Origin of the sequence: Arthrobacter sp. 1088 (assembly GCF_031455315.1) — a bacterium.
Classification (GTDB): domain Bacteria; phylum Actinomycetota; class Actinomycetes; order Actinomycetales; family Micrococcaceae; genus Arthrobacter.
Window position 1 is genome coordinate 125,731 of the sequence record NZ_JAVDSM010000001.1, and the last position, 25,405, is coordinate 151,135.

General features: G+C 62.2%; 25 protein-coding genes. 17 read left to right on the forward strand and 8 right to left on the reverse strand.

Annotated features, from left to right (window positions below; translation table 11 throughout):
• The first annotated feature begins 23 nt into the window (after positions 1-23).
• The 8 genes from J2Y41_RS00580 (at position 24) to J2Y41_RS00615 (ending at position 9,385) form a co-directional block, all read left to right on the forward strand.
• Positions 24-968, forward strand: coding sequence for a metal ABC transporter substrate-binding protein (locus J2Y41_RS00580; protein WP_309925205.1), 945 nt, complete (start codon positions 24-26; stop codon positions 966-968).
• Entirely contained in the window at positions 965-1,699 is a 735-nt protein-coding gene (locus J2Y41_RS00585; protein ID WP_309925207.1) for a metal ABC transporter ATP-binding protein, read from the forward strand. The genes J2Y41_RS00580 and J2Y41_RS00585 overlap by 4 nt, the downstream gene beginning before the upstream one ends.
• A gap of 3 nt (positions 1,700-1,702) precedes the next feature.
• Positions 1,703-2,566: a metal ABC transporter permease gene (locus tag J2Y41_RS00590; RefSeq protein WP_309925209.1), complete on the forward strand. Its 864-nt coding sequence runs from the start codon at positions 1,703-1,705 to the stop codon at positions 2,564-2,566.
• 145 nt (positions 2,567-2,711) lie between these two features.
• Entirely contained in the window at positions 2,712-4,361 is a 1,650-nt protein-coding gene (locus tag J2Y41_RS00595; protein WP_309925212.1) for an ABC-F family ATP-binding cassette domain-containing protein, read from the forward strand.
• A gap of 161 nt (positions 4,362-4,522) precedes the next feature.
• Positions 4,523-4,870, forward strand: coding sequence for a molybdopterin oxidoreductase (locus J2Y41_RS00600; RefSeq protein ID WP_309925213.1), 348 nt, complete (start codon positions 4,523-4,525; stop codon positions 4,868-4,870).
• Complete coding sequence (nirB, locus tag J2Y41_RS00605) at positions 4,870-7,338, forward strand: nitrite reductase large subunit NirB (protein ID WP_309925215.1); 2,469 nt, start codon at positions 4,870-4,872, stop codon at positions 7,336-7,338. The genes J2Y41_RS00600 and nirB overlap by 1 nt, the downstream gene beginning before the upstream one ends.
• Entirely contained in the window at positions 7,335-7,643 is a 309-nt protein-coding gene (locus J2Y41_RS00610) for a Rieske 2Fe-2S domain-containing protein (RefSeq protein WP_224165259.1), read from the forward strand. Before nirB ends, J2Y41_RS00610 begins: the two co-directional genes overlap by 4 nt.
• Before the next feature lie 278 nt (positions 7,644-7,921).
• Positions 7,922-9,385, forward strand: coding sequence for an amino acid permease (locus J2Y41_RS00615; protein WP_309925219.1), 1,464 nt, complete (start codon positions 7,922-7,924; stop codon positions 9,383-9,385).
• Between the two features lie 68 nt (positions 9,386-9,453).
• Here J2Y41_RS00615 and J2Y41_RS00620 read toward each other — a convergent pair whose 3' ends face one another.
• Positions 9,454-10,389, reverse strand: a complete 936-nt coding sequence (locus tag J2Y41_RS00620; protein ID WP_309925222.1) for a hypothetical protein — start codon at positions 10,387-10,389, stop codon at positions 9,454-9,456.
• Between the two features lie 159 nt (positions 10,390-10,548).
• On the opposite strand from J2Y41_RS00620, the gene J2Y41_RS00625 reads away from it, so the two are divergent.
• The 8 genes from J2Y41_RS00625 (at position 10,549) to J2Y41_RS00660 (ending at position 16,838) form a co-directional block, all read left to right on the forward strand.
• Positions 10,549-11,007 (forward strand): SRPBCC family protein, encoded by a 459-nt coding sequence (locus tag J2Y41_RS00625; RefSeq protein ID WP_309925224.1) that lies wholly within the window; start codon positions 10,549-10,551, stop codon positions 11,005-11,007.
• A complete protein-coding gene (locus tag J2Y41_RS00630; protein WP_309925226.1) occupies positions 11,007-11,663 on the forward strand; it encodes a pentapeptide repeat-containing protein in 657 nt (218 codons plus the stop codon). Before J2Y41_RS00625 ends, J2Y41_RS00630 begins: the two co-directional genes overlap by 1 nt.
• A 132-nt stretch (positions 11,664-11,795) precedes the next feature.
• Entirely contained in the window at positions 11,796-13,022 is a 1,227-nt protein-coding gene (locus J2Y41_RS00635) for an acetyl-CoA C-acyltransferase (protein ID WP_309925227.1), read from the forward strand.
• Positions 13,023-13,832, forward strand: a complete 810-nt coding sequence (locus tag J2Y41_RS00640; protein ID WP_309925229.1) for an enoyl-CoA hydratase/isomerase family protein — start codon at positions 13,023-13,025, stop codon at positions 13,830-13,832.
• The gene (locus J2Y41_RS00645) at positions 13,829-14,692 is read left to right on the forward strand and encodes a 3-hydroxyacyl-CoA dehydrogenase family protein (RefSeq protein ID WP_309925231.1); all 864 of its coding nucleotides are present in this window, start codon (positions 13,829-13,831) and stop codon (positions 14,690-14,692) included. The genes J2Y41_RS00640 and J2Y41_RS00645 overlap by 4 nt, the downstream gene beginning before the upstream one ends.
• A 27-nt stretch (positions 14,693-14,719) precedes the next feature.
• Entirely contained in the window at positions 14,720-15,316 is a 597-nt protein-coding gene (locus tag J2Y41_RS00650; protein ID WP_309925233.1) for a GNAT family protein, read from the forward strand.
• 12 nt (positions 15,317-15,328) lie between these two features.
• Positions 15,329-15,784 (forward strand): hypothetical protein, encoded by a 456-nt coding sequence (locus tag J2Y41_RS00655; RefSeq protein WP_309925234.1) that lies wholly within the window; start codon positions 15,329-15,331, stop codon positions 15,782-15,784.
• 148 nt (positions 15,785-15,932) lie between these two features.
• Entirely contained in the window at positions 15,933-16,838 is a 906-nt protein-coding gene (locus tag J2Y41_RS00660) for an SGNH/GDSL hydrolase family protein (RefSeq protein WP_309925236.1), read from the forward strand.
• A 107-nt stretch (positions 16,839-16,945) separates the two neighbouring features.
• Here the strand turns inward: J2Y41_RS00660 and J2Y41_RS00665 are convergent, their stop codons facing one another.
• The 7 genes from J2Y41_RS00665 to J2Y41_RS00695 form a co-directional block, all read right to left on the reverse strand.
• Entirely contained in the window at positions 16,946-18,118 is a 1,173-nt protein-coding gene (locus J2Y41_RS00665; RefSeq protein ID WP_309925979.1) for a Gfo/Idh/MocA family oxidoreductase, read from the reverse strand.
• Positions 18,119-18,138: 20 nt separating this feature from the next.
• Positions 18,139-19,305: a Gfo/Idh/MocA family oxidoreductase gene (locus tag J2Y41_RS00670; protein ID WP_309925238.1), complete on the reverse strand. Its 1,167-nt coding sequence runs from the start codon at positions 19,303-19,305 to the stop codon at positions 18,139-18,141.
• Positions 19,302-20,078: a ThuA domain-containing protein gene (locus tag J2Y41_RS00675; protein ID WP_224165249.1), complete on the reverse strand. Its 777-nt coding sequence runs from the start codon at positions 20,076-20,078 to the stop codon at positions 19,302-19,304. The genes J2Y41_RS00670 and J2Y41_RS00675 overlap by 4 nt, the downstream gene beginning before the upstream one ends.
• A gap of 27 nt (positions 20,079-20,105) precedes the next feature.
• Entirely contained in the window at positions 20,106-20,963 is an 858-nt protein-coding gene (locus J2Y41_RS00680; protein WP_309925241.1) for a carbohydrate ABC transporter permease, read from the reverse strand.
• Between the two features lie 7 nt (positions 20,964-20,970).
• Positions 20,971-21,972: a sugar ABC transporter permease gene (locus J2Y41_RS00685; RefSeq protein ID WP_309925243.1), complete on the reverse strand. Its 1,002-nt coding sequence runs from the start codon at positions 21,970-21,972 to the stop codon at positions 20,971-20,973.
• Between the two features lie 10 nt (positions 21,973-21,982).
• Complete coding sequence (locus tag J2Y41_RS00690; protein ID WP_309925245.1) at positions 21,983-23,221, reverse strand: extracellular solute-binding protein; 1,239 nt, start codon at positions 23,219-23,221, stop codon at positions 21,983-21,985.
• 96 nt (positions 23,222-23,317) lie between these two features.
• The gene (locus J2Y41_RS00695; RefSeq protein WP_224165245.1) at positions 23,318-24,340 is read right to left on the reverse strand and encodes a LacI family DNA-binding transcriptional regulator; all 1,023 of its coding nucleotides are present in this window, start codon (positions 24,338-24,340) and stop codon (positions 23,318-23,320) included.
• Between the two features lie 275 nt (positions 24,341-24,615).
• Here J2Y41_RS00695 and J2Y41_RS00700 point away from each other — a divergent pair, with 275 nt between their 5' ends.
• A complete protein-coding gene (locus J2Y41_RS00700) occupies positions 24,616-25,320 on the forward strand; it encodes a tyrosine-protein phosphatase (protein WP_309925248.1) in 705 nt (234 codons plus the stop codon).
• Positions 25,321-25,405: the final 85 nt, after the last annotated feature.

Below are 25,405 nucleotides of genomic sequence, written 5' to 3' on the forward strand. Positions count from 1 at the left end.
CCCGCTTCGCTACACTTTTCGGTATGCCTAACTTTCCGTTTCGGCGCGCCAAAGTTGTCCGCCGATTCGCCGCCTTACTGACCGCATCCGCTCTGGTGCTCGGGGTGTCCGCCTGCGGAGGGAATTCCTCTGCCGGTGGTGACGACAAGCCCGTTGTCCTGACCACGTTTACCGTTTTGGCCGACGTCGCCAAAAACGTCGCCGGTGACAAGCTCCGCGTGGAATCCATCACCAAGGCCGGGGCCGAAATCCACGGCTATGAGCCAACTCCCGGGGACATCCGCAAGGCTGCCCAGGCCGACCTCATCCTGGATAACGGCCTGAACCTTGAAGCATGGTTCTCCCAATTCGTGGAGGGACTCGATGTGCCCCACGCTGTGGTGAGCGACGGCGTGAAGGTCATGCCCATTGCAGAAGACTCCTACCAGGGCAAACCAAACCCGCACGCATGGATGTCCCCCAGCAACGTCCAGATCTACGCCAACAACATGGCCAAGGCCTTCGCCAAGCTCGACCCCGCCCATGCCGGCGAGTTTGAAGCCAATGCCAAGGCCTACAACGCCAAACTGCAGACCGTCCAGGACGAGATGGTCTCCAAGCTCTCCGTTCTGCCCGAAGCACACCGGGCGCTGGTGACGTGCGAAGGTGCGTTCTCCTACCTGGCCCGGGATGCCGGACTCAAAGAGGTCTACATCTGGGCCGTGAACGCTGAGCAGCAGGCCACGCCCCAGCAGATCGCGCGGGCAATCGAATTCGTCAAGGACAACCAGGTGCCGGCCGTGTTCTGCGAATCCACCGTCTCCGACGCCCCCATGCGGCAAGTCGTCGGTGCTACCGGCGCCAAATTCGGTGGCGTACTCTACGTGGACTCGTTATCAGAAGCAGACGGTCCTGTTCCCACGTATTTGGACCTCATCCGCCACGATGCGAAGACCATCACCACAGCCCTGACAGGAGGAGCGTCATGACCAGCCCTGCGATCGTCGTTGAGAACGTCACGGTCCACTACGGCGCGGTGCTGGCGCTGGACTCCGCATCCCTCACCCTGGACCACTCCAGAATCTGCGGTTTGGTCGGTATGAACGGCTCGGGCAAGTCCACCCTGTTCAAGACCATCATGGGCATGGTGAAGCCCGATTCCGGCCGGGTCCTCATCAACGGTCACCCGCCCATGAAGACCCGCAAGGAGGCCGGGATCGGCTACGTCCCGCAAAGCGAGGATGTGGACTGGGCCTTCCCCTTGTCCGTCCGGGACGTAGTGATGATGGGCCGCTATGGGCACCTCGGATTCACCCGCCGTCCCCGGAAAGCAGACCGGGACGCCGTCGAACAGGCCCTGGACCGCGTGGAGCTTGGCGAGTTTGCCGACCGCCAAATCGGCCAGCTGTCCGGCGGGCAGAAAAAGCGTGCCTTTGTAGCCCGGGGCATCGCACAAGGCGCCACCATGATGCTGCTGGATGAACCCTTCGCCGGAGTGGATAAGCGATCCGAAGCCACTATCACCAGGCTCCTGCGCGAACTTGCGGCTGACGGCGCCACCATCCTTATCTCCACCCACGACCTCCACGCGCTCCCTCAGCTCTGCGACGAAGCAGTGCTCCTGATGCGTAAGGTGCTGATGCATGGCAGCCCCGACGTGGTGCTGCAACCTGAAAATCTAGCAATGGCATTTGGCCTTGACGTCATGAACAGGGGCTAAGCCGTGGAATTCCTGCTTGAACCTTTGAGTTACGACTTCATGGTCCGCGCCCTCGCCACCACGGCAATTGCTGCGGTGGTTTGTGCGGTCCTTAGCTGCTGGCTCGTTCTGATCGGCTGGTCCCTCATGGGCGACGCCGTATCGCACGCGGTGCTTCCCGGCGTCGTGCTCGCCTACATTGTGGGTGCGCCGTTCGCGCTTGGTGCGTTGGTGTTCGCGCTGATCGCCGTGACGTTGATCGGGGTGGTGCGGAACACCAGCCGCGTGAAGGAAGATGCGGCAATCGGCATCGTGTTCACGTCGCTCTTCGCGCTGGGCCTGGTGCTGATCTCCGTGACACCCAGCCAGACTGACCTGAACCACATCATCTTCGGCAACCTTCTGGGCGTCAGCGTCCCTGACCTCATCCAGGTTGTGGTCCTTGGCGTGGTGGCCTTCGCGATCCTGATCCTCAAGCGCCGGGACCTCACGCTGTACGCGTTCGACCCCACGCATGCCCACGCCATCGGACTGTCGCCCCGGCGGCTTGGAGCGCTGCTGCTCGGCCTGCTGGCGCTGACATCGGTGGTGGCTTTGCAAACCGTGGGCGTGGTGCTGGTGGTAGCCATGCTGATCATTCCCGGTGCCACCGCCTACCTGCTGACGGACCGGTTCTCCCGGATGCTGGTGATCGCCCCCGTCATCTCGGTAGCGTGCTCCATGACCGGCATCTACCTGAGCTACTACCTGGACACGGCATCAGGGGCCATGGTGGTGGTCACCCAGGGTGCGGTGTTCGCCGTCGTCTATCTGTTCAGTCCGCGGCAAGGACTGATTGGTACGCGCCTGGCAAAGGCCCGGCGGAGGCGCGCGGTCGCGGCGGCCTGAACTTGACGTGCCCCGATTCGCCGGGCAGTCTGGAGCGATGAAGTCTTGAGAGCAGCCCGTCCATCCGGCTGCATCCCCAGTAGACCACTGAGGCAGTACCCCAAGGGTTTCCTGCCATTCACTGCGGACTTTGCGAGGACATCTCTTGACTGACCACCTTCACCTTTCCGGCGTTTCCCACGGCTACGGGGACCGCGAACTTTTCCACGGCGTTGAACTCACCATCGATCACGGCGAGCACGTTGCCATTGTCGGGGAAAACGGGGCGGGGAAATCCACCCTTCTCCGCCTGCTGGCCGGCGTGGAAACGCCCGACGACGGCACGGCCGGGTTGGCAGGGAACGCCGGCTACCGCGTGGGCTACCTCGCCCAGACGCACGGGCTTCCTGCCTCGATTACTGTCGGCGACGCGATCGACGAGTCCCTTAAGGCACTCCGTTCACTTGAGGCCCGCATTACCGAACTGGAACAGGACCTGGCGGACGCGGACCCCGAAACCCTGGAACTCTACGGAAGCCTGCAGACCCAGTACCAACTCCGCGAGGGGTACGCTGCCGAGTCCCGGGTGGAAGCAGCGCTGGACAGGCTGGGGCTGGGAGGCCTGGAGCGGCGTCGAACGCTTGGGTCTTTGTCCGGCGGCGAGCAGGAGCGCGTTGCCCTCGCCTGCCTGCTGGCAGATCCTGCCGAAGCCCTGCTCCTGGACGAGCCCACCAACCACCTGGACGCCAACGGCACAGCCTGGCTGGAGTCGAGGTTGGCTGCGCACCGAGGCACCGTGGTGGTGGTTTCGCACGACCGCGTCCTGTTGCGGAAGGTAGCCAGCACGGTCATCGAAGTCGACGCCGAGCGCCGTTCCGTCAATAGGTACGGCAACGGCTACGAAGGTTACCTGCGGGAGAAAGCCGCCCAGCGTGCCCGTTGGGTGCAGCAGTACGAGGAATGGCTCGACGCCATGGCCGCCGAACGGTTCCAGGCCGCCACGGTTTCCGGCGGCATGGGCTACGGCCGGGTGCGCGACAACGACAAATTTGCGACCGGCTTCAAAAAAGGCACCTGGCAACGCGCAGCCACCAGCAAGGTTCGCAACGCCCAGGAACGCCTGCGGCGGCTCGAAGAGAACCCCATTGACCGGCCACCCGTGCCGCTCAAGCTCGCCGCGCAACTTGACGTTCAGCTGGAGGAAGCTGCTGGACCGGCCATCGAAGCACGCGGCATTAGCGTGCCCGGTCGCCTCAAACCGACTGATCTGCGCGTCGAAACCGGGGAGAAGGTCCTCATCACCGGGCCAAACGGCGCAGGAAAATCAACGCTGGTCTCCGTGCTCGCCGGGACGCTTGAGCCGGCCAACGGAACCTTGGCCGTTCAGGGCACGGTGGGGCATCTGCAGCAGGAACTCGACGTGCCCCCGCGTCCCGGGCTCCGGCTCCTTCCGGCGTTTGCCGCAGGACTGGGCGGAAACATCGACGAACATGCCGAGGCCCTGCTTCGCCTGGGCTTGTTCCGGCCTGCGGAGTTCCACGTTCCCGTGGGCAGCCTCTCGGCCGGACAGCAACGCAGGCTCGCCCTGGCCAGGCTGCTCCTGGGCAGCTACGAAACCATGATCGTGGACGAACCCACCAACCACCTTGCGCCGGTGCTCGTGGAACAGTTGGAAGCTGCGCTCGCAGCCTTCGCCGGGACACTGGTCATCGTGAGCCACGACCGCGCGCTGGGGGAGTGGTTCGATCGGTGTGCGGCGGCCGGTTCAGTGGGTAGCTGGGTCCGGTATGGGATGCAGGATGGCGAGTTGCTCTAGTTCGTCGTGGCCGACCTGGCCGCCGTGACCGACGCTGCCGCCGGGGTGAGTTGTTCGCAAAGGGATCGTTACGCCCTGTCCTGCATATGGAAACACGGCATCGAGCGTCCTGAAACAACGGCGGAGCACCATGGAAGGAAGCCGGCCGAAAGGATCTTTCCGTGATTTCCAAGAACCTCTTCCTTCAAGGCATATTCCCGTTTGACGGCATCGGTATGGAAAAGCCGGTTCCCCTCCACAGCGAGCTCGCGCACTTTGTCCCGGACGGCGTCGTGAACCAGACGCTCTACTTCCGCGGTGGCAACTCCAGCTCTGAACTCATTGCGGTTGTCCTTATGCGCGACGGCGTGCCGATGCGGTATTTCCCCATCGGGGCCAAAGGCGATGTGCACGTCCCGTTGCGGGTTGTGGAAGATATCGAGGGCGGCTCGATGATCGAGTTGTACATCGCCGCGCCGGCCGGCGTCCGCGGTTCCGTGGTGGTGGACCTGGGCATGGTGGAGCACTGATGACCAGGCAGCTGGTGGTCATCGGCAACGGCATGGCCGGTGCACGTGCGGTGGAGGAGATCCTGGCCCGCGGCGGCGGGGACGCGTTCGACATCACCATTTTCGGCGACGAACCGTACGGAAACTACAACCGCATCATGCTCAGCCACGTGCTGTCCGGCGAGGAAAGCGATGCCGACATTTTCCTCAACGCCCTGCCGTGGTACCAGGAAAACAACATCACCTTGCACGCAGGGGTCCGGGTGGAGCGCATAGATAAGTACAGCAAACACGTCTTTGCGGCCGATGGCAGGGTGGTTCCCTACGATGTCCTGATCATCGCCACCGGAAGCCACTCGTTCCTTCCTCCGATGGATGGCCTCTACACGCCCAGCGGATCGGTGCGCCACGGGGTTTTCACGTTCCGGACCATGGACGATACCCGCAAGATGGTCCAGTTCGCCCAGCACGAGCATCACCGCAAGGCTGTGGTGATTGGCGGGGGATTGCTGGGGCTTGAGGCTGCCCGGGGACTGCAGGCGTACGGCCTTGACGTGGCGGTGGTCCACTCCGGTGGCCACCTCATGAACGCGCAATTAGGGCCCGACGGCGGCGCAATACTGCGGCGAAGCGTCCAGGCGCTGGGCATCGAGGTCCATACAGGAAGCCGGACCACTGCGGTGCTGGGCAAGGACCGGATCACCGGCGTGCGGCTGCGTGATGACACTGAGCTGGACTGCGACATGGTGGTTGTGACTGCCGGCATCCGGCCCAACGTGGATGTCGCGGTGGTGAGTGGTTTGGCCGTGGAACGGGCCATCGTGGTGGATGACCACCTGCGCGTCATGGACGAAGAGGACATCTATGCCGTGGGGGAGTGCGTCCAACACCGGGGCGAGGTTTATGGGCTTGTAGCGCCCTTGTGGGAGCAGGCCGCTGTTCTTGCGGACCAGATCACCGGTGTGGATCGTTCCTCGGTCTATCTGGGTTCCAGGACCGCCACCAAACTGAAGGTTGCCGGCGTCGACGTCGCTTCCATGGGCCTGGCGGGCCCGGAACGGGACACGGATGAGCACATTGTTTTTTCGGAACCGAGCCGGGGCGTGTTCAAGTCGATCGTGATCCGGGACAACAAGATGGTGGGCGCTACCCTTCTTGGTGACAGCCGCAAGGTTGCTTACTTGACCCAGGCTTTTGACCAGGGCCTGCCGCTGCCGGAGGAACGCCTTTCGCTGATGTTCGATCTCGGCTCGCCGGGTGAAGAGGACGGCGTTTCCGAGCTGGCGGATTCGGCACAGGTCTGCAACTGCAATGGGGTTTCCAAAGGAACGCTTGTTGCCGCGGTGCAGGGTGGTTGCCGTTCGGTACCGGCAGCCATGGACGCTACCCGGGCCGGCAAGGGGTGTGGTTCCTGCAAGCTGCTTGTTTCGCAGGTGGTGGAGTGGGCGGCCGACGGTGCCGTAGAAGATGACCCGGCTGCGAGCTACTACGTTCCCGGTATTCCCCTGGACAAGGCCGCGTTGATGTCCCGGATCCGGGAGCTTGGTCTGCGCTCGGTTTCCCAGGTGTTTGCTGCGCTGGCTCCCGGAAGCGCTGAAGATGCCAAATCCAAGATGGGCCTTGCCTCGCTCCTGAAGATGATGCTGGCAGAGCAATACATCGACGAGCGCGACGCCCGCTTCATCAACGACCGCGTGCATGCGAACATCCAGCGTGACGGCACGTTCTCCGTGGTTCCGCAGATGAAGGGAGGCGTGACGTCCGTGCAACAGCTCCGCACGATTGCCGACGTCGCGGAGAAGCACAACATTCCCATGATCAAGCTGACCGGTGGGCAAAGGATCGACCTTCTGGGCGTTCCCAAGGAAGACCTTCCGCAGGTTTGGGCCGATCTGGACATGCCCTCCGGCTACGCCTACGGCAAGAGTTTCCGCACCGTGAAGACCTGCGTGGGGAAGGATTATTGCCGCTTTGGCACGGGTGATTCCACAGGGTTGGGCATCTCGCTGGAATCCCGCTTCCAGGGAATTGAGTCGCCGGCAAAACTGAAACTCGCAGTCTCCGGGTGTCCGCGGAACTGTGCGGAGTCCTTGGTCAAGGACGTAGGCGTCGTTGCGGTGGAAGGAGGCCGCTGGGAAATCTATGTTGGGGGAGCGGCCGGCGCCCACATCCGCAAGGGCGATCTGCTGGTCACGGTGGATACTCCGGAGGAAGTCACACTGCTGGCGGGTCGGTTCATGCAGTACTACCGGGAGAACGCGAACTGGCTGGAACGGACGTATGCGTTTGTTCCCCGGGTGGGGATCGACCGCATCCGCAGCGTCATCCTGGACGACTCCGAGGGCATCGCCGCCCGCCTGGATGAGGCGATGCAGGAGTCAGTGGACAACTACGTGGATCCGTGGAGTGAGCGCGATGATCCACTCACGCCCGGCCAATTCCGGACCTCGCTGCCGCTCACAGTCCTGCCGCAGGTGCCGGTCCGATGAAGATTCCACACGTCATAGGGCCGGTGGACCAAATTCCGTTCGGCGAAGGCCGGGCGTTCGGGATCGACGGCGAACAGGTTGCGGTCTTCCGGCTACGGGACGGCACCTTGCGGGCTGTGTCGGCAGTGTGCCCACATAAGGGCGGCCCCCTTGCCGACGGAACCATCGACCAGCGCGTGGTGATGTGCCCGCTCCACCAGCACTCGTTTGAGCTGGAAACCGGGTGTTCCACCACGGGAGCCAAGCCCCTGCGGACGTACGAAGTCTTCGCAGATGAGAGCCGGAATATCGTGCTGATCTCCTAAAGCAACGCGGGGTCACATACGGCCCATTCCAGGGGGAAACATGGGCCGTAAGTGACCCCGCGTTGCTGTGTCCAGGACGCGTGTTGTTGCCTGCGTCACGGGCATTCCCATTAATCCCGTAAGATAGACGGGTTGCGCGAACCTTCGGCGTTCTGCGTTCTTTGTCACACTTCGACGTCCTCCAACGGGGAAAGCTCGAATTTTGTGTGGCCAAGACGCCCATGTTCCGGCATAGGCGTAAACACCTACAGCAATACCCCAACCCACAAGGAACAGCTGTGCCGCAAAGTACCCCCACAGAACTCCAGAACCCCACGGCCCCATCCACCGCCGTCGGCTCCACCCTCAGCGCCGAGGGTTACCAGAAGACCCTGAGCCGGCGCCACGTCACCATGATCGCCATGGGCGGCGCAATCGGCGTCGGCCTGTTCATGGGCGCCGGTGGCCGCCTGGCCTCCACCGGCCCGGCCCTGATTTTCTCCTACGCCATTGCCGGCGTCATCGCTTACCTGCTGATGCGTGCCCTTGGCGAACTCATCATGTACCGCCAGACGTCCGGCTCGTTCGTGAGCTACGCCGGTGAGATGTTCGGCAAGAAGGGCGCCTTCCTTTCCGGTTGGATGTACTTCATCAACTGGGCCATGACAGGCATTGCCGAGCTCATCGCAATCGGGCTGTACTTCCAGTTCTTCTTCCCCAACGTTCCCGTTGAACTGTCCGCCATTGCAGCGCTGGTGCTGCTGGTGGCCGTGAACCTGTTCAGCGTCAAGGCCTTCGGCGAGTTCGAATTCTGGGCCTCGTGCCTCAAGGTCGCAGCCATCCTGATCTTCCTGGCCGTTGGCACCTTCATGGTTGTCACCAACGCCCAGGTGGGCAACGGCCATGCCTCGGTGGGCAACCTGTTCCACGAAGACGGTGGCATGTTCCCCAAGGGCGGCCTGGTCATGATCCTGGTCCTCAACGCTGTGATCTTCGCCTACAACGCAATCGAACTCGTTGGTATTACCGCTGGTGAGATGGAGAACCCGGAACGCGAAGTTCCCAAGGCGATCCGCGCCGTCGTGATCCGCATTATTGTCTTCTACGTCGGTTCCGTGATGCTGCTTGCGATGCTGCTGCCGTCGGACCAGTACAAGGCCGGCACCTCGCCGTTCGTCACCGTGTTCGGCCAGATGGGCCTCGGCTGGATGGGCGACGTCATGAACATGATCGTCATCACCGCCGCGCTGTCCTCCTGCAACTCGGGCCTGTACTCGATCGGCCGCATCTTCCGGACCATGGCCAACAACGGCCACGCGCCGCAGTGGCTCACCAAGATGTCCTCCCGCCACGTGCCGTACGCGGCCATCCTGGCGATCGGCGGTGTGTACCTGGTGGGTATCCTGCTCAACATCTGGCTGGGTGGCTCCCATGCGTTCGACCTCGCGCTGAACACGGCCTCCATCGGTGTGATCTTCACCTGGGGTTCCATCTTCGCGAGCCAGATTGCCCTGCGGAAGAAGCGCGGCAACGTCTCCAGCCTGCCGATGCCCGGTTCGCCGTGGACCAGCTGGCTGGGCCTGGTTGCGCTGCTGGCCATCACCGTACTGATCGGCTTCGACACCATGACCGATAAGGCAACCGGCGAGGTCTTCCTCCTGGGTCTGTGGACCTTGGCGACCATCCCGTTCTTCGCCCTCGTCCTGTGGCTTGGCTGGCAGAAGGTCAAGAACAACGAGCCCAAGAGCGAACTGTTCAGCTAGCTTCCCCTTTCCCCAACTGACTGGCATTAGTGGTTGTTTCCAGGGCTGAGAACAACCACTACTGCCAGTCAGTTGGGTGACCAGCCCCGACTGATGAGCGCGCTCCTGACCTTGGCTATCGCCGAGCCCGCCTCGTTGGCCATGTGCCGTTTGGAGATCCGCACCAGGATCCAACCTGCGCGGCTGAAATCTTCTTCACGCTCAATGTCCCTGACAATTTGGGCTGGATCAGAATGTCCCTCGCCCTCGTACTCGACAGCAACGCGATGCTCGCGATAGCCAAGATCCGGTTGACGTACGACGCCGAAACCCAGTTCAGTGGGCACATTGACTTCTGGTTCGGGCAGCCCAGTCCGCACAAGTGCCAGCCGAAGCCGCGTTTCGGGAGCAGAGTCCGACCCCACCCGTGCTTGTTCCAGAGCCAAACGGGCTTTACGGATTCCAGGTGTTCCTTTGTGCCGATCCAGCATGTCCTCCAGTTCTTCCATCGTGCAGAATGGTTCGCTTCGCCCTTCGAACTCGGGCCGCGGCAAACGCAGCAGATGATCCGCAACGACGGTAATCTCGTCTATCGTCATCTTTCGCGAACAGTCGAGCCAGGTGCGGGCCCTGCTGGTGATGAGCAAACCGTTGAGATTGGCGATTTCATCGTCAAAGAACTGGCCCACGTGCCCTGTTACCCCCTTTCTACGCGGAATAGCCATACTGTCCGGACGCGAGATGTGGATGGCGGGTTTATTGGTGCCTGGCAGGAAGCCAGGAAATTCCCACAGGACAAACGCGGTGGCATGCGAGGCGGCCGAGAAGGGCGTTATCACCGTAAATGGGCGGACCATCTCCTGCAGGTTGGCGGTTCCGCCCGTGTCCGGGTTTCGGATCCCCCTGCTTGGCGAGTCCAGCGTGGGGTGGCGCCAACGCTGACGGGAGATACCGGCGTCGAACGCTTCTTGCCATGTGAATGCGGCGGATGCCAGGGGAACGGGAAGCCGGGTCGGGAGACGCATTTCCCTATGCTGGCAAAACATCGGGGAGCGTGGAGCGTTATCCACAGGCTCCTTGCCGATTCGCCCAACTTACTGGCAGTAGTGGTTGTTCTGGGGGCTCACAACAACCACTAGTGCGAGTCAGTTGGGACTGTCAGTGCCCGGGTCTAGGCTCGATGTATGGATCACACCACCACCCTGACGCAGCACATCAACGCCACCCCGGAGAAAGTTTGGGCGGTCCTCTCGGACATTCCCGCCTCGGCCGGCACCCTTTCGGGCATCAACGCAATCCAGATGCTCAGTGAGGGTCCTTATGGGGAGGGCACCCGCTGGAAGGAAACACGGACCATGATGGGCAGGCAGGAAACCGTGGAGATGTGGGTGTCCCAGGCTGACCCACCCCGCAGCACCACAGTCAAAGCACTCCAGAGCGGCGCCGACTACACCACCCGCTTCAATCTGGCGGAGCGCGACGGCGGAACTGACCTTACGCTGACATTCGGCGCCGAGGTCCTCAAACCCACGCTCGGGAGCAAGGTCGCCATGGCCTTGTTCGGGAAGATCGGCATGAGCATTACGCGAAAGGCCCTCAGCAAGGACCTTGCCGAGATCGCTGCGAAGGCGGAATCCCTCTAATGGCGGCTGCAAAAGTGGCAGCCCCCAAGATCTCCCCGGTGCGCCTGGAAGAACTGCGCGACGACGACGCCCCGGACTTCCAGCGTGGCGAACGGTATGACGGCATCAGGTTTACCCGGGTGTCTGCCGATGGGGAGGAACTGAGCGGTGCCGACTTCATTGAGTGTGAGTTCACAGGAGTCTCGTTCAACGAGGCCCAGTTGCGTGGCGCCACGTTCCGGGAATGCATCCTTGCGGAGCCGTATGCGCCAGTCTTCACTGCGGCGCGGTCTTCGTGGCAGGACGTGGAGATCAGCAATCCGAGGTGGGGATCAGCCGAGCTGTACGAAGGCACGTGGCGTTCGGTACTGATCGAGGGCGGCAAGCTGGACTACGTGAACCTGCGCGGCTCCAAGTTGATGGATGTCCAGATTTCAGATTGCATCATCAACGAGCTCGATCTGGGCGGCTGCACGGGAACACGGCTATCGCTGAAGAATTGCACCATCGGCACCCTGGATGTGACCGGCGCCAAGCTCAAGGACGTGGACCTGCGGAGTTCGGAGTTCCGGGGTATCAACGGGTTGGCCGGGCTTGCCGGAGTTGTTATTGACGATTACCAGTTGAGTCTCATGGCCCCGTTGCTGGCAGGCCATTTGGGCATCCGGGTGGTCTGAGGCGATGCCGTGCCGGGTTGGGGAAGTGGCTTCATCTGTTGACCCGGACGGCAGGCCGTGTAATCTTTATAGAACGAACGGTCGGTATATTATTCCCGGGCCGGTCCCTTTCACTTCGCGAAGGATGTTCTCATGGTCGAGGCTTTTCTTGTTGGCGGCGCACGGACGCCGGTTGGTCGTTACGGCGGGGCATTGTCCTCCGTCCGTCCTGACGACCTCGCCGCGCTAGTGGTCCGTGAGGCAGTGGCGCGTGCCGGCGTCGATCCTGACTCCATTGATGAGGTAATCCTCGGCAACGCCAACGGCGCTGGCGAGGAAAACCGCAACGTGGCCCGCATGGCAACCCTCCTTGCCGGGCTTCCCCTCCACATTCCGGGCGTCACCGTGAACCGTCTCTGTGCCTCGGGCCTGAGCGCCATCATCATGGCGAGCCAAATGATCAAGTCCGGCGCTGCGGATATCGTGGTTGCCGGCGGCGTCGAATCCATGAGTCGTGCCCCCTGGGTGCAGGAGAAGCCCACCACGGCATTCGCCAAGCCGGGCCAGATCTTCGATACGTCCATCGGTTGGCGCTTCGTCAACCCGCTCTTCACCAAGGGCGAGCTCTCCCGTGACGGCAAGATGACCTACTCCATGCCTGAAACGGCCGAGGAAGTGGGCCGTGTGGACAACATCTCCCGCGAGGACGCAGACGCTTTCGCTGTCCGCTCGCACGAACTCGCTTTGGCGGCCATTGCAGGCGGCCGGTTCAAGGAAGAGATCGTTCCGGTCACCGTCAAGACCCGCAAGTCCGAGACCGTGGTGGACACTGATGAGGGTCCCCGCGAAGGCACCACCATGGATGTCCTGGCGGGACTTCGGCCAGTAGTCCCCGGTGGCTCCGTAGTCACTGCGGGCAACTCATCCAGCCTCAACGACGGCGCCTCTGCGATCATCGTCGCCTCCGAGGCAGCCATCAAGAAATTCGGCCTGACGCCCCGCGCCCGTATCATCGATGGCGCTTCGGCGGGCTGCGAGCCGGAAATCATGGGCATCGGTCCTGTCCCGGCAACGCAGAAGGTCCTTGCCCGCACCGGCCTCACCGTGGACCAGCTCGGCGCAGTGGAACTCAACGAAGCTTTTGCCACCCAGTCCCTTGCCAGCATGCGGCGCCTGGGGCTGGACCCGGAAATCGTCAATAACGACGGCGGTGCCATCAGTTTGGGGCACCCGCTGGGTTCCAGCGGCTCACGTCTGGCCATTACCCTTCTGGGCCGCATGGAGCGGGAGCTTGCCAGCAACAATGGACCGAAGCTTGGCCTTGCCACGATGTGCATCGGCGTGGGCCAGGGCACGGCAATGCTGCTGGAAGGCGTGTAAATGGCACTGAACCAGGAAGACTTCAGCACCCTTCTTCTCGAGGAACGTGACGACAGGCTGACTGTCCTTCTCAACCGTCCCGAAGTACGCAATGCGATAGACCAGACCATGGTGGACGAGCTTCACCTCGTCTGTGCCGAACTGGAGCGCAACCCCAAGGTCCTGATCATCGCGGGCACGGACGGCGTCTTCGCCTCGGGCGCGGACATTGGACAACTCCGGGAACGCCGGCGGGATGACGCACTGCGGGGGATCAACTCAACCATCTTCATGCGCATCGCCAAGCTGCCCATGCCCGTCATCGCAGCATTGGACGGCTATTGCCTGGGCGGTGGTGCGGAGCTTGCCTATGCGGCAGATTTCCGCATCGGAACCCCAAGTGTGCGGATAGGCAACCCCGAAACAGGACTGGGAATCCTTGCCGCAGCCGGCGCCAGTTGGCGGCTCAAGGAGCTCGTGGGCGAGCCGAAAGCCAAGGAAATCCTCCTCGCCGGCGCCGTGTTGAGGGCCGAGGAAGCCCTGCGTATCAGTTTGATCACTGAGATTCACGAGGCCCCTGAGCTCATGGAGGCCGCGCACAATCTGGCTGACAGGATCGGCCGCCAGGATCCCCTTGCGGTCCGCATTACCAAGTCGGTGTTCCATGCTCCTGCGGAAGCGCACCCGCTGATCGACACCCTTGCCCAGGGGATTCTCTTCGAATCCCAGGCCAAATTCGACAGGATGCAGGCTTTCCTGGACAAGAAGGACAGAAGCAACTCTGCCAACTCCGCCAACTCCGCTGCCAACGACGACAGGATTCAGAAATGACAGCAGTACCCGCGATTCCCCACGTTGTTGGAGTCCTTGGCGGTGGCCGGATGGGTGCGGGAATCGCGCATGCGTTCCTGACCAAGGGGGCCACCGTGATCGTCGTGGAGAGGGATCATGAGGCAGCCGCCGGGGCCCAGGGTCGGGTAGCAGACGCAGTGGCCAAGTCCGCCGCCCGTGGCACCCTGGGCGAAACCCCTGAAGAAGCGTTGGCCAGGTTCAGCACGTCGACAGACTACGAATCCTTCATCCACTGCGGCCTGGTGGTAGAAGCCGTGCCCGAGGATTACGATCTCAAAGTCGCCGCGTTGAAAGCTGTGGAGGACCGCCTTTCCGCAGATGCATTCCTTGCTTCAAACACGTCGTCTTTGTCCGTGACGGACTTGGCGAATGAACTCCGCAGGCCAGCCAACTTCATCGGGCTGCACTTCTTTAACCCGGTGCCCGCCTCCACCCTCATCGAAGTGGTGTTGGCCAAAGAGACCTCGCCCGAACTCGCCCGAGCGGCGAAGAACTGGACCGAGGCACTCGGCAAGACCGCCGTCGTCGTTAATGACGCGCCCGGCTTTGCGTCCTCAAGGCTGGGCGTCGCTATTGCCTTGGAGGCTATGCGCATGGTTGAGGAGGGTGTGGCATCAGCGGAGGACATCGACGCCGCGATGGTCCTGGGGTACAAACACCCCACCGGGCCGCTCAAGACCACCGACATCGTGGGTCTTGATGTTCGTCTGGGCATCGCGGAGTACCTGCATTCCACGTTGGGTGACCGCTTTGCTCCGCCGCAGATCCTGCGGGACAAAGTTGCCCGTGGGGAGCTTGGCCGCAAAACAGGCAAGGGCTTCTTCGACTGGAACGACTGACCATCGCGTAACCGTTAGGCTAGCCGGGTGACCTCGATTGAACCCATCACCTTGACCGGCAAATTCGTGACCCTGGAACCCTTGCGGCCAGATCACCACGACGACCTCGTGGAGGCGGCCAAGGACGGCGAACTCTGGAAGCTCTGGTACACCTCCGTACCCACGCCGGACGGTATGGCTGCGGAGATTGAGCGGAGGCTGGGCCTGCAAACCCAAGGTTCCATGGTGCCCTTCGCCACCAGGCTCAACAGCACCGGCAAGGTCATCGGAATGACGACGTACATGAACATCGATGCCGCCACTCCGCGCGTCGAGATCGGCTCCACCTGGAACGCAGCGTCCGTCCACGGAACAGGCACCAACCCCGACTCCAAGCTGCTGCTTCTTCAGCATGCCTTTGAAACCCTGGGCTGCCCCGCCGTCGAATTCCGGACGCACTGGCTCAACCACCAATCCCGCGACGCGATCGCCCGCCTCGGCGCCAAGCAGGACGGTGTGTTGCGGAACCACTCGCGCACCAAGGACGGAGTGCTTCGCGACACCGTGGTGTTCTCCATCCTGGAACACGAATGGCCCGCGGTGCGGAACGGCTTGGAGTTCAGGCTGGCCAGGTACAGCGCGTAGTTGGCCAGCGATATGACGCTCTTACCGGCAGATCAGGACATGCCCCGCAAGCCACGGTTCAGTCTTCGCGCGGCTGTTATTGCAATCGTTCTTGGAATTCTATGGCTGCTCCTCTTCCATAACGCACCGCCGCGCGAGGGCACGGTGGCCGGGCACGGAATCGTGGTTGACCAAAAGATCAGTACAAAAGGCCTCTGCGAGCCTATAGCCGACGTCGTGATCGATGGCGCCACGTACCGCACTCCTCCAGGAACCAGCGCCGAGCCCTGCGCCTACGGGATCGGCGAGGCCATCGATGTCACCTACCACCCTGATGACATCACCGGAACGCTTGAGATTCCTTTGGAAGGACCATCCAAGAAGGCTGTAGCGCTTTTGCCCTTGATAGGGGTCGCGCTGCCTATCGGCGGCACAATCTCGCTGGTTGGAAACATCCTTTACCGCCGGAAATTGAAAGCCCAAAAATAGCTTGTCGATGGGTCTGTACCGCATTGCCTGCCGGGCGTAATCTGGCCAACACATTGCCCCGTACGCGGCCGACGGGTGGGCGAGCCGCGAAGTGATCCCTTTTGACGGACCACCGGAGCCCCAAAGAGCAGCATGAAGGGGAAACACCATGGCAACTCATCGAGCACGACGCCGGCACTTGGCTTTTGCAGGCGGATTGGCCGCCCTTGCACTCACGTTGGGATTCACGGCCAGTCCGGCGACCGCCGCACCGCCGCCACCCATCACGTATGTGGCACTCGGCGATTCGTACACGGCAGGGACGGGCGCGGGGGACTTGAGCAGGCCGCCATTGGTTGCTTGTTGGCAGAGTAGTCCGGGCTATGTCGATGATGTCGCCGCGACAGGGCGGGTCGCTTTAGTGGCCAATTTGGCCTGTCACGGAGCTGTGCTGTTCCCGGCCGGACCCTTTTATGACGGAGTGACGCCGTCCGTATTTGAACAGATCACCAGCAGTGTAGGGCAATCCGCGCTCCACAATGCCGGGTTGGTGAGCATTACCGCTGGTGCCGTAGATGCCGGCAGTTTGCTCGCTTTGCAGAACTGCTCTACGCAGGATACACAGCTTTGTGAGGGCACCGTAAGCGGGATCATCGCCAATCTTCCCGTGATCGAGTCCGGACTTGAGATCATCTATCAAAACATCCGAGCCTCGGCTCCGGAGGCGACCCTCACTGTCATGGGCTATCCGCGGCTTTTTGATCCCGCCAATGGTCTCCCGGTGATCCCACCGGCGAACCAAGTCCAAGTGAATCTGGCCGTCGATGCCCTCAACGCGACAATTGCCAAGGCGGTGGCTGACAGCCAGACCAACGCCAAGTTCATCGATGTCACCAAGAAGTTCCTCGGGCATGCAGCGAATTCTGCAGATCCATGGCTTGTGATGATCCTGGCGCCCGTACCCCCGTTTGATCGGCTGCCCGACGCTAACTTCCATCCGAACGAGGCAGGACATCTGGCCTACGCCGCAGCCCTGCTGTCCGCCATCAAACCCGCTCAGCTCGCCAAACGCTAAACCACTAACACGTTGCGAACCCGCTGTTTCGTTGTTGCCCAACAACGAAACAGCGGGTTCTCAGCGTTCAGGCAGGCAGCGTTCAGGCAGGCAGGAAGCCCGCACGCTCAAACCTTGTGCCAACGGCTCCCAGCCCCGGCGCTGGCCTCAACCGCTGCCAGCACTTTCTGTACCTGCAAGGCATCAGAGAACGACGGCGAGGGCTGCTCGTCAGCGCCGATGGCATTCACGAGGTCCACCACCTGATGCGTGAATCCGTGCTCGTAGCCCAGGCCATGGCCTGTGGGCCACCAGTTTCCGACGTAGGGGTGGGATGGTTCCGTCACGATGATCCGCCGGAAACCGGCGTCCTCCTCGGAGGCATCGTAGAAGGACAGCGAGTTCATGTCCTCGAAGTCGAAAGCCAACGAGCCGAGCGTGCCATTGAGTTCCAGCCGCATGGCGTTCTTCCGTCCCAGGGCGAACCGCGTCGCCTCGAACACGCCGATCGGGCCGGCGTCGGATGTCTTACCGCCCCCGGATGTCTTTGCCTGGAAACGGGCGGTGAAGATCGTTGCGTCGTCCACAGTTACTGGCCCGCGCGGACCGTCGGTACCGCCATGCCCACCGAGCCCTACGAGGTCCCCGCCGATCGGCCGTTCCTTCACGAACGTCTCCATGAGGGCCGAAACCCCGGTGATGCTGGACCCGGTGATCCACTGCGCGGCGTCAATGCTGTGCGCACCGATATCGCCAAGGGAACCGGAGCCGGACTTGGACTTGTCCAGCCGCCAGGTTAGCGGCGCATCCGCGTCACTGAGCCAGTCCTGCAGGTATTGCGCCCGGACGTGGCGGATATCGCCCAGCCGGCCGTCGTCCACCATCCGCTTTGCCAACGCCAACGCGGGAGTGCGGCGGTAGCTGAAGCCGCACATGGACAGCACGCCGCGCTCTGCTGCCGCCTGGGCGACGGCTGTCATTTTCTCCGCCTCTTCCACTGAATTGGCCAGTGGCTTTTCGCAGAGCACGTGCTTGCCCGCTTCCAAGGCGGCGATGGCGATCTCGGCGTGCGTGTTTCCGGGGGAGCAGATATCGATCAGGTCAATATCATCGCGCTCAATCAGGCGACGCCAATCGGTCTCTACGGAATCCCAACCGAACTTGTCCGCGGCTGCCTGAACACCGGCAGCATTCCTGCCAGCCAGCGCCGTCAGCTCGGGCGCAAGTGGGAGATCGAAGAAGCGGGGCGCGGTTCGCCACGCATGCGAGTGGGCCGCGCCCATGAAGGAGTAGCCCACCATGCCCACCCGCAGCTTCCGCGTCACAGCCGAACGCCTTCCCCCGCAAGCGCACTGCCTCCGGCAAGAGCACTGTCTCCGGCAAGCGCACTGCGAACCGATGTCCAGGACTTCAAGACCTCCAACACAGCGGGGTCCCGTTCGGCAAGGAGGGCCTGTTGGTACGAGTTCTCAAGCAGCGCATCCACGGAAACCCGGGCCCCGGACGAGGCACTCAGAATGGCCGCCTCCACCATGGCCAGGCTCATGATGTTCTGGTGCACCTGGCCCATTGGAGTGCTTCCAGTGCGGACTGCAGATACGAAGTCGCGCAGCGAGCCAGTGATTTCCTGGCCCGGATCGGAAGCACCGGGCCCCGGAGGAACAGGCGTCGAGGAAACAGGTTCGTTGTCCCCGTCCCACAAGACCGTGCCGTGCTCGCCGCTGATCCGCCATGAGGCGTTCCACGAGGTTTCCTGACCCGGGCTGCACCAGCTTCCGTTGAACACGAAGCGCTCCCCGCCGGTCATTTCGAAGACGGCCGTCGCCCCGGCATCACCGCGGTACCAACTCCAGGAGGGGTTGTACTCCTCGCAGAAAACGGAAACGGGATCGGCGTCGAGCAGGAACCGGGCCATGTCGAACTGGTGGATGGCCATGTCCAGCAACAGTGGGTGGTCCATGGCATCGCGGAAGCCGCCAAAATGTGGCGCCTTGAAGAATTCGGCAGAAACAATGCCAACAGGGCCGAGAGACCCGGACAGCCGCTTGGCTTCAAACAGCTGCCGGTTGTAGCGCCGGGACTGGCTGACCATGAACAGCTGGCCGTGAAGCTCAGCAGCTGCTGCCAACGACAGCCCTTGGGCCACCGTCGAGGCCACGGGCTTTTCGCCAAGGACCGGCAGGCCCACAGCGAGTGCCTCGGTCGTGACCGGATGATGCGCGACTGGAACGGTGACGTTGATGACCGCTTGGGCTCCGACGTCGGACGCCAGCGCCGCCGTGCCGGCACCTACCGGAAGGGTGGGACGGCCCAGCGATGCTGCAGCCTCGGCAGCGGTCGCAAGGTCCAGATCCACGATGCCCACGAGCTCCACCAAGGGTGACGCCTCGACGGTTCGAAGCCAGGCGCGGCCCATGCCTCCGGCACCGACCACGACGACGCGAAGGGGAGTGCCGTCGTCGGGGATTGTGGCGAAAGGCGTGCTCACGCGTTGGCTCCTTGGTAGCTCTTGCCGTTGAAGAAGTCGTTGGTTTCATACCTGAGCAGCTCCGGGACGGCGCGCTCGGGACGGTCGGTGACGGCCCATTCCACGGCGTTGGCGATGACGCGGCGGATGTCTTTGTGGTGATAGACGGGGTAGTCCTGGTCGCCGGGGCTGAAGAAGAAGATCTTGCCGTGGCCGCGCCGGAACGTACAGCCGGAACGGAAGACTTCGCCTCCGCTGAAGGAGCTGATGAACACCAGCTCCTCGGGCGTAGGGATATCGAAGAATTCGCCGTACATTTCCTGCTCAGGGATGACGATGGGGTGAGGAACGCCTTTCGCGATGGGGTGGGTCGGGTCCACCGTCCACACGAGCTCGCGATCATGTTCCGAGCGCCAGCGCAGGGTGCAGGTGGTGCCCATGAGCTTGGTGAAGATCTTTGACCAGTGCCCGGAATGGAGCACAATCAGGCCCATGCCCGCCAGGACGTGCCGGTGGACGCGTTCCACGATCTCGTCGTCAACGTCTGCATGGGACATGTGGCCCCACCAGGTGAGGACGTCGGTATTGGCGAGGACTTCCTCTGTGAGGCCGTGCTCGGGTTCGTCCAGGGTGGCGGTCCGGACCTCGACGGCGGAACCCAGGTTCTCCTCGATGCCCGCCTTGACTGCGCCGTGCATTCCCTCGGGATAGAGGCGTGCCACGAGTTCGTCCCGCTTCTCGTGCCGGTTTTCGCTCCAGACGGTGACGCGGATGGGCTTGCTTGTTTCAGGCATGGTTCTTTCCTTCTGATGAGTGACGGTCTACTTGACCGCGCCGCCGGTGGTGCCTGCGGCGATGTATTTTTGGGCCGCGACCAACAGGACGATGGCCGGAATGGAGGCGAGTACCGCCGTCGCCATCACTGAACTCCAGTCGTTCACGTAGGCGCCGATGTACTGGAAGATGCCCAGGGTGACTGGACGGACCGCCTCCGTGGTGGTGAGGGTCAATGCGAAGAGGAAATCGCTCCAGGCGAACAGGAACGTAAAGAGTCCTGCGGTGATCAGCGAGTTCCGGCTCAGCGGAATCACGATCGACCAGAACGCCCGGACGTGCCCCGCCCCATCCACCCGCGCGGCCTCGATCACGGATGCCGGCATGCCGTTCATGAACGCCCGGATGATGAGGATGGCGAACGGGATTCCGTGTGCCGAGTCCGCGAGGATCAGGCCCGGAATGGAGTTGAGCAGCCCGAGGTCGTTGTATGCCGTGTACAGGGCGTTGGCCACTACGATGCCCGGGATCATCTGGCTGATCAGGATGGCGAAGAGGACAACGCCTGCGCCGCGCACCTTGAAGTAGGCCAGTGCGTAGGCTGCCGGGGCTGCGATTGCCAGGCTCAATGCCACGCTGCCCAGGGAGATGACCAGGCTCGTGCCGAGGTTCCCGGCTTGCTCATTGATGGCTGTGGCATAGCCGGTGAAGTCGGGCTTCAAGGGCAACCACGAGGTTTCCAAGGTAGTGCCGTTGGGCTGCAGGGAAGCGTTGACCATCCAGTAGACCGGAAACAGCATGATGGCCAGGAAGAGGATAGCAAGTGCCGTGTAGCCCCAGTTCTTGCGTCCTGTTGCTTTTGATCTGCCAAGCCGGAGCGTGGGTGCTTTCAGTACGGTTGTCATGGTTTCCTCACTCATCCACAGCGCGTCGGCTTGCCCGCAGGTACAGGACCGCGAAGACCAGGGAAATGATGACCAGCACGTTGCCCAGGGCCGCGCCTTCGCCGAATTTGAATTCGTGGAAGGAGAGATCGTAGGACTGGGTGGCGATGGTCTGGGTCGAGTTCGCCGGGCCACCGTTGGTCAGGCCCAGGATGATGTCCAGCACCTTGAGGGTGTAGACGACGCCGAGAACCAGCACCACGCTCACTACCGGCCGGAGCATTGGCCACGTGATATGCCGGAACGCCTTCCAACCCGTGGCGCCATCGAGTGACCCGGCCTCATACAGCTCATCCGGGATCTCCTGCAGGCCGCCGTAGAGGATGGTCAGGTTGAACGGGATGCCAATCCAGATGTTCACCCCCACCACAGCGATCAAAGCCAACGAGGTACTGGTCAGCCACGGAACGCCGGTATCGACGATGCCCAGATCGCCCAGGAAACGGTTGAGTGCTCCGCTGTCCTTGTCCAGGATCCAACGCCACACGGCACTGGAGACGATCAAGGGAAGGAGCCACGGCAGCAGGAGCAGCGACCGCAGGATGCCGTTGAGCGGGAACTTACGTTGGAAAAAGATCGCCAACGCCAGCCCGATCACGAACTGCCCCAGGATGGAACCTATCGTGAACAGTGCGGTGTTCAGCAGCGAGGTGGAAAACAACGACGACGACAAGACAGTTACGTAGTTGGCCAACCCTACCCATGGGGCTTCCCCGGTGAAGAAGGTGGCTGTGGTGTATTCCTGGAAACTCATGACGACGTTCTTGACCACCGGGTAGCCAAAGAACAGCGCCATGTAGACCACGGCAGGGACCAGGAAGAGCCACTGGAAGATGCGCTCGCGGCGTTGGCGGGTCCGGCGTCGTGGTTTCTGCGCTTCTATAGACGAGCCTGCCGGGCGGCCGTCCTTTGCCTTGGCCTTTCCGGTGGAACGTGCCGCTGTTTGCGACAAATCTGTTGTCAATGACATGGCTCGCCGCTTACTGGCCTTGCGCTTGCTTGAGGGCATCAGCCGGGGAGGCGTTACCGGTCAGGGCTGTTTGGATTGCGGTGTAGATCTTGGTTGCCTGGGCGGGCCATTCTGTACCGAGCTCGCCGGTGCGGGCCCGGGCCGTCTTGATCAGCTCCGTGAACGTAGCAAGCTTCGGGTTTTCGGTGGCGAACTTATCCGCCAGCGTGGTCTTGGAAGGAATGGTGTTGCGGACCTTGGCCATGGCCATCTGGTTCTCGTCGCTGTTCAGGCAGGCAACCACTTCCGCAGCCTTGGCCTGGCGTGCCTTGTTGCCGGTCTGGGGGACCGTCCACACCTCGCCACCCAGCGGGGCAACGGACGTCTGGCCGGCTTCACGGACGGGGATCTTGACCACGCCGTACTGCAGAGTGGGCTGCTTATCCAGGGCCGGAATCTGCCATGGGCCGTTGACCATCATGGCTGCTTTGCCGGCCATGAACTGGTCCTTGACATCGGCCTGGGTCCAGTTGAGGGCGGAGGAAGAGACGGAGCCGCTCTTGACCAGGTCGGTCCAGAGCTGCAGTGCTTGCTCGGTTTCCTTGGTGTCGATCTTCTTCTCGTCGCCGCCGTTGGACCACATGACCGGGAGGAACTGCCAAGTGCCTTCATACGTGGGGTTGGCATTGAACGCGAGCCCGTACTGGTCGCCTGCAGTGAGCTTCGCGGCTGCTGCCTTCAGCTCATCCCAGGTGGTGGGCGGGGTGACGCCAGCCTTGGAAAGGATGTCCTTGTTGTAGAACAGGGCAATGGTGTTCACGGTGGGAGCCAGCCCGTACACCTTGTCCTTGTAGGTGCCTGCACTCAGGACACCCTCGGCGAAGTTGTCAGTGCTGATCTTGAAGTCTGCCAAGGGAGCCAAGGCGCCGGTGGCGGCAATCTGCTGGAGATCCGGATTATCCAGCATGAGCACGTCCGGAAGCGTCTTGGAGGAGGACTGCTGGAGCACCTTTGAGATCAGGGACTTGCCCGGAACGGTCTCCCGCTTGATGGTGACACCTGCCTGAGTGCCGCACTTGGTAAGGGCGTCACCGATGAAGGACTTGTCGGGCTCGTTGTTGTAGTAGTCCATCACGGAAATTTCGGTGACGGCCTCCGACGACGAAGCTGCAGTGGAGGTCCCGCAGGCTGAGAGGGCCAAGGGGAGGCCGACCAATGCAGCGACGGCGAGGGCAAGAGGACGACGGGTTGTCCTTTGTGCTGACTTCATTGTCTGTTCCTTTTTCTGGGGGTTGAGTTATCGATGCGTATCGACGATGCGTATCGATGAATTCGGAAACTGTAGTACAGGGTGCTTTGAGAGGGTTTAGCTGCCGTGGGGTGGACGCAGCGTGCTGGCACGGTGCGTAATGACCGTGGGTACCAATTCCAGGGATTCGGTTGGTCCCTGGTTTTCGGTTTCGAGGAGATCGCAAATAATCTTCACCGCACGGCGGGATACTTCGGCCGGGCGGAGGTCAATGGTGGAAAGGGGGACGGGCTGAAGCTCAGCCAAGGTGGGGGAAGCGCTGCCGATGACTGAGACATCCGTGCCAGGAGTCAGGCCGCGGCTGGTCAGGACGCGTCGAAGAACGTCCTGAACGGTGCCGTCCGGAGCGATAAACGCAGGTACTCCGGTGGTCTCCGCCAAGGCTTTGTCCACGGATTCTGCGATCGCTTCGCGATCAGTTCCGCCAGGGAGGTGAAGCACTTTGACGCCCAGGCTTTGGGCGGCTTTGTCGGTGCCGGACATGAACCTCTCAACGTAGTTCACGTGGCGGTCGACTACTTCCGGCTGCCAGTCAAGGACGGAGATGACTTCATGGCCTGCCGCAGCGAGGTCCTGGACGCACTGTTCTCCGGCCATTTCAAAGTCGGCATCAATGCAAACCAAACCGGAGGGATCATGCGGGATGCCGATCAGCACCACGGGAACGTGGAGGCTGCGGACCACCGGGAGACGTTCGTCGTCGCCTTCCACCTGCATCAGGATCAGGCCGTCGCAGATCTGCTGGCCCACCACACGCTGCAGCCCAGGTGCGCCCTCATCCTCAGTGACCAGCAGGATGTCGTGGTCATAGAGGCGGGCGGTGTTGGCGATCACGGAGACGAACTCCATGATCGATGCCATGTGCAACTCGGGGATGAAAGGGATAACGAGGCCGATTACGCGCGTCCTGCGGCTGGCAAGTGCGCGGGCTCCTGCATTTGGCTGGTAGGTCAGCTGCTGGATGGCGTCCTCCACCTTTTTCCGCGTTTTCTCGGAGATGGGCCGCTTGCCGCTAAGAACATAGGAAACCGTGCTCTGTGCAACGCCGGCGGCCTGGGCAACGTCCTTGCTGGTGGGCATGTCCCGGCCTCCTTTGCGCTCTCTGCTGAACGGTCTGCGTGTGGTTCTGTGGTTCTGTGCTGCTGGTCTGCGTGCTTTGTTGTTCGTGTCGTCGATACGTATCGTCGATGCGCATCGAGATCGAGTATGACATGAGTCACTCGTCCCGCGCAATACCCCCATTCCGTCCCTCTCACACATCCACCGCCCTTTCACCGGATGTTCTCTCATTTCCTCACGCCTTTCGGCGGATGTTCTCTCACATCGCCGCGGACGAATGTGCTTAGCTGGCTCCTATGGACGGGACAGCACCGCAGTTAGGCGTCCACTGGGATGGCGCCGTGAACGCCTGGCGGATCGCGGGGGACGTGTACAGGATGGGTCGCCACGAGTGGGTTACCGAAGCTGGATGGCGCCAAATGTACGACGACGGCATCCGCACTGTCATCGATTTGCGAGCCTCGGGCGAGCGGCGGCAACGCGACACCGATCCCGAGGTGCCGTACGACGTGAAGGCTCGAATCGACGTCGTACATTGCCCCACGGAGGACCCGGACCATAGCGATTTTGGCGAGCTCTTCGGCCCGTACCTGAAGGACCCGGCGCAGTACGGCGAGTATGTGGGGCTGTTTGCCGGGAAGATTGCGGCCGTCTTCAAAGCCATCGCGGCCGCGCCTGGCAAGGTCGTGATTCACTGCTCGGCGGGCAGAGATCGCAGCGGGGTGATCGCACTCATGCTGCAACGTTTGGCCGGTATTGGTGATGCTGAAATCCTACGCGGCTATGAACTTGCGGCGCGGGGGATCAATGAGCGGCACCGAACCCACGGGGCACCGCATGCGCACGATCCCTACCTTTCAGACGAGGAGTTTGAGGTCTGGTTGGAGCAGAAGCGGGCTGGCGTGAGGGCCTTCTTGGGTTCGCTGGAAGTCGAATCGTTCCTGAGGGGGAATGGGGTCACCGATGCAGAACTGGCGGCGATCCGCGTCAAGCTGCAGTGATGTGAGAGAACGATGGCCCGAATCGTGCGGTATTTGAGAGAACGATGGCCCGAATCGGGCGGTATGTGAGAGAACGATGAAATTC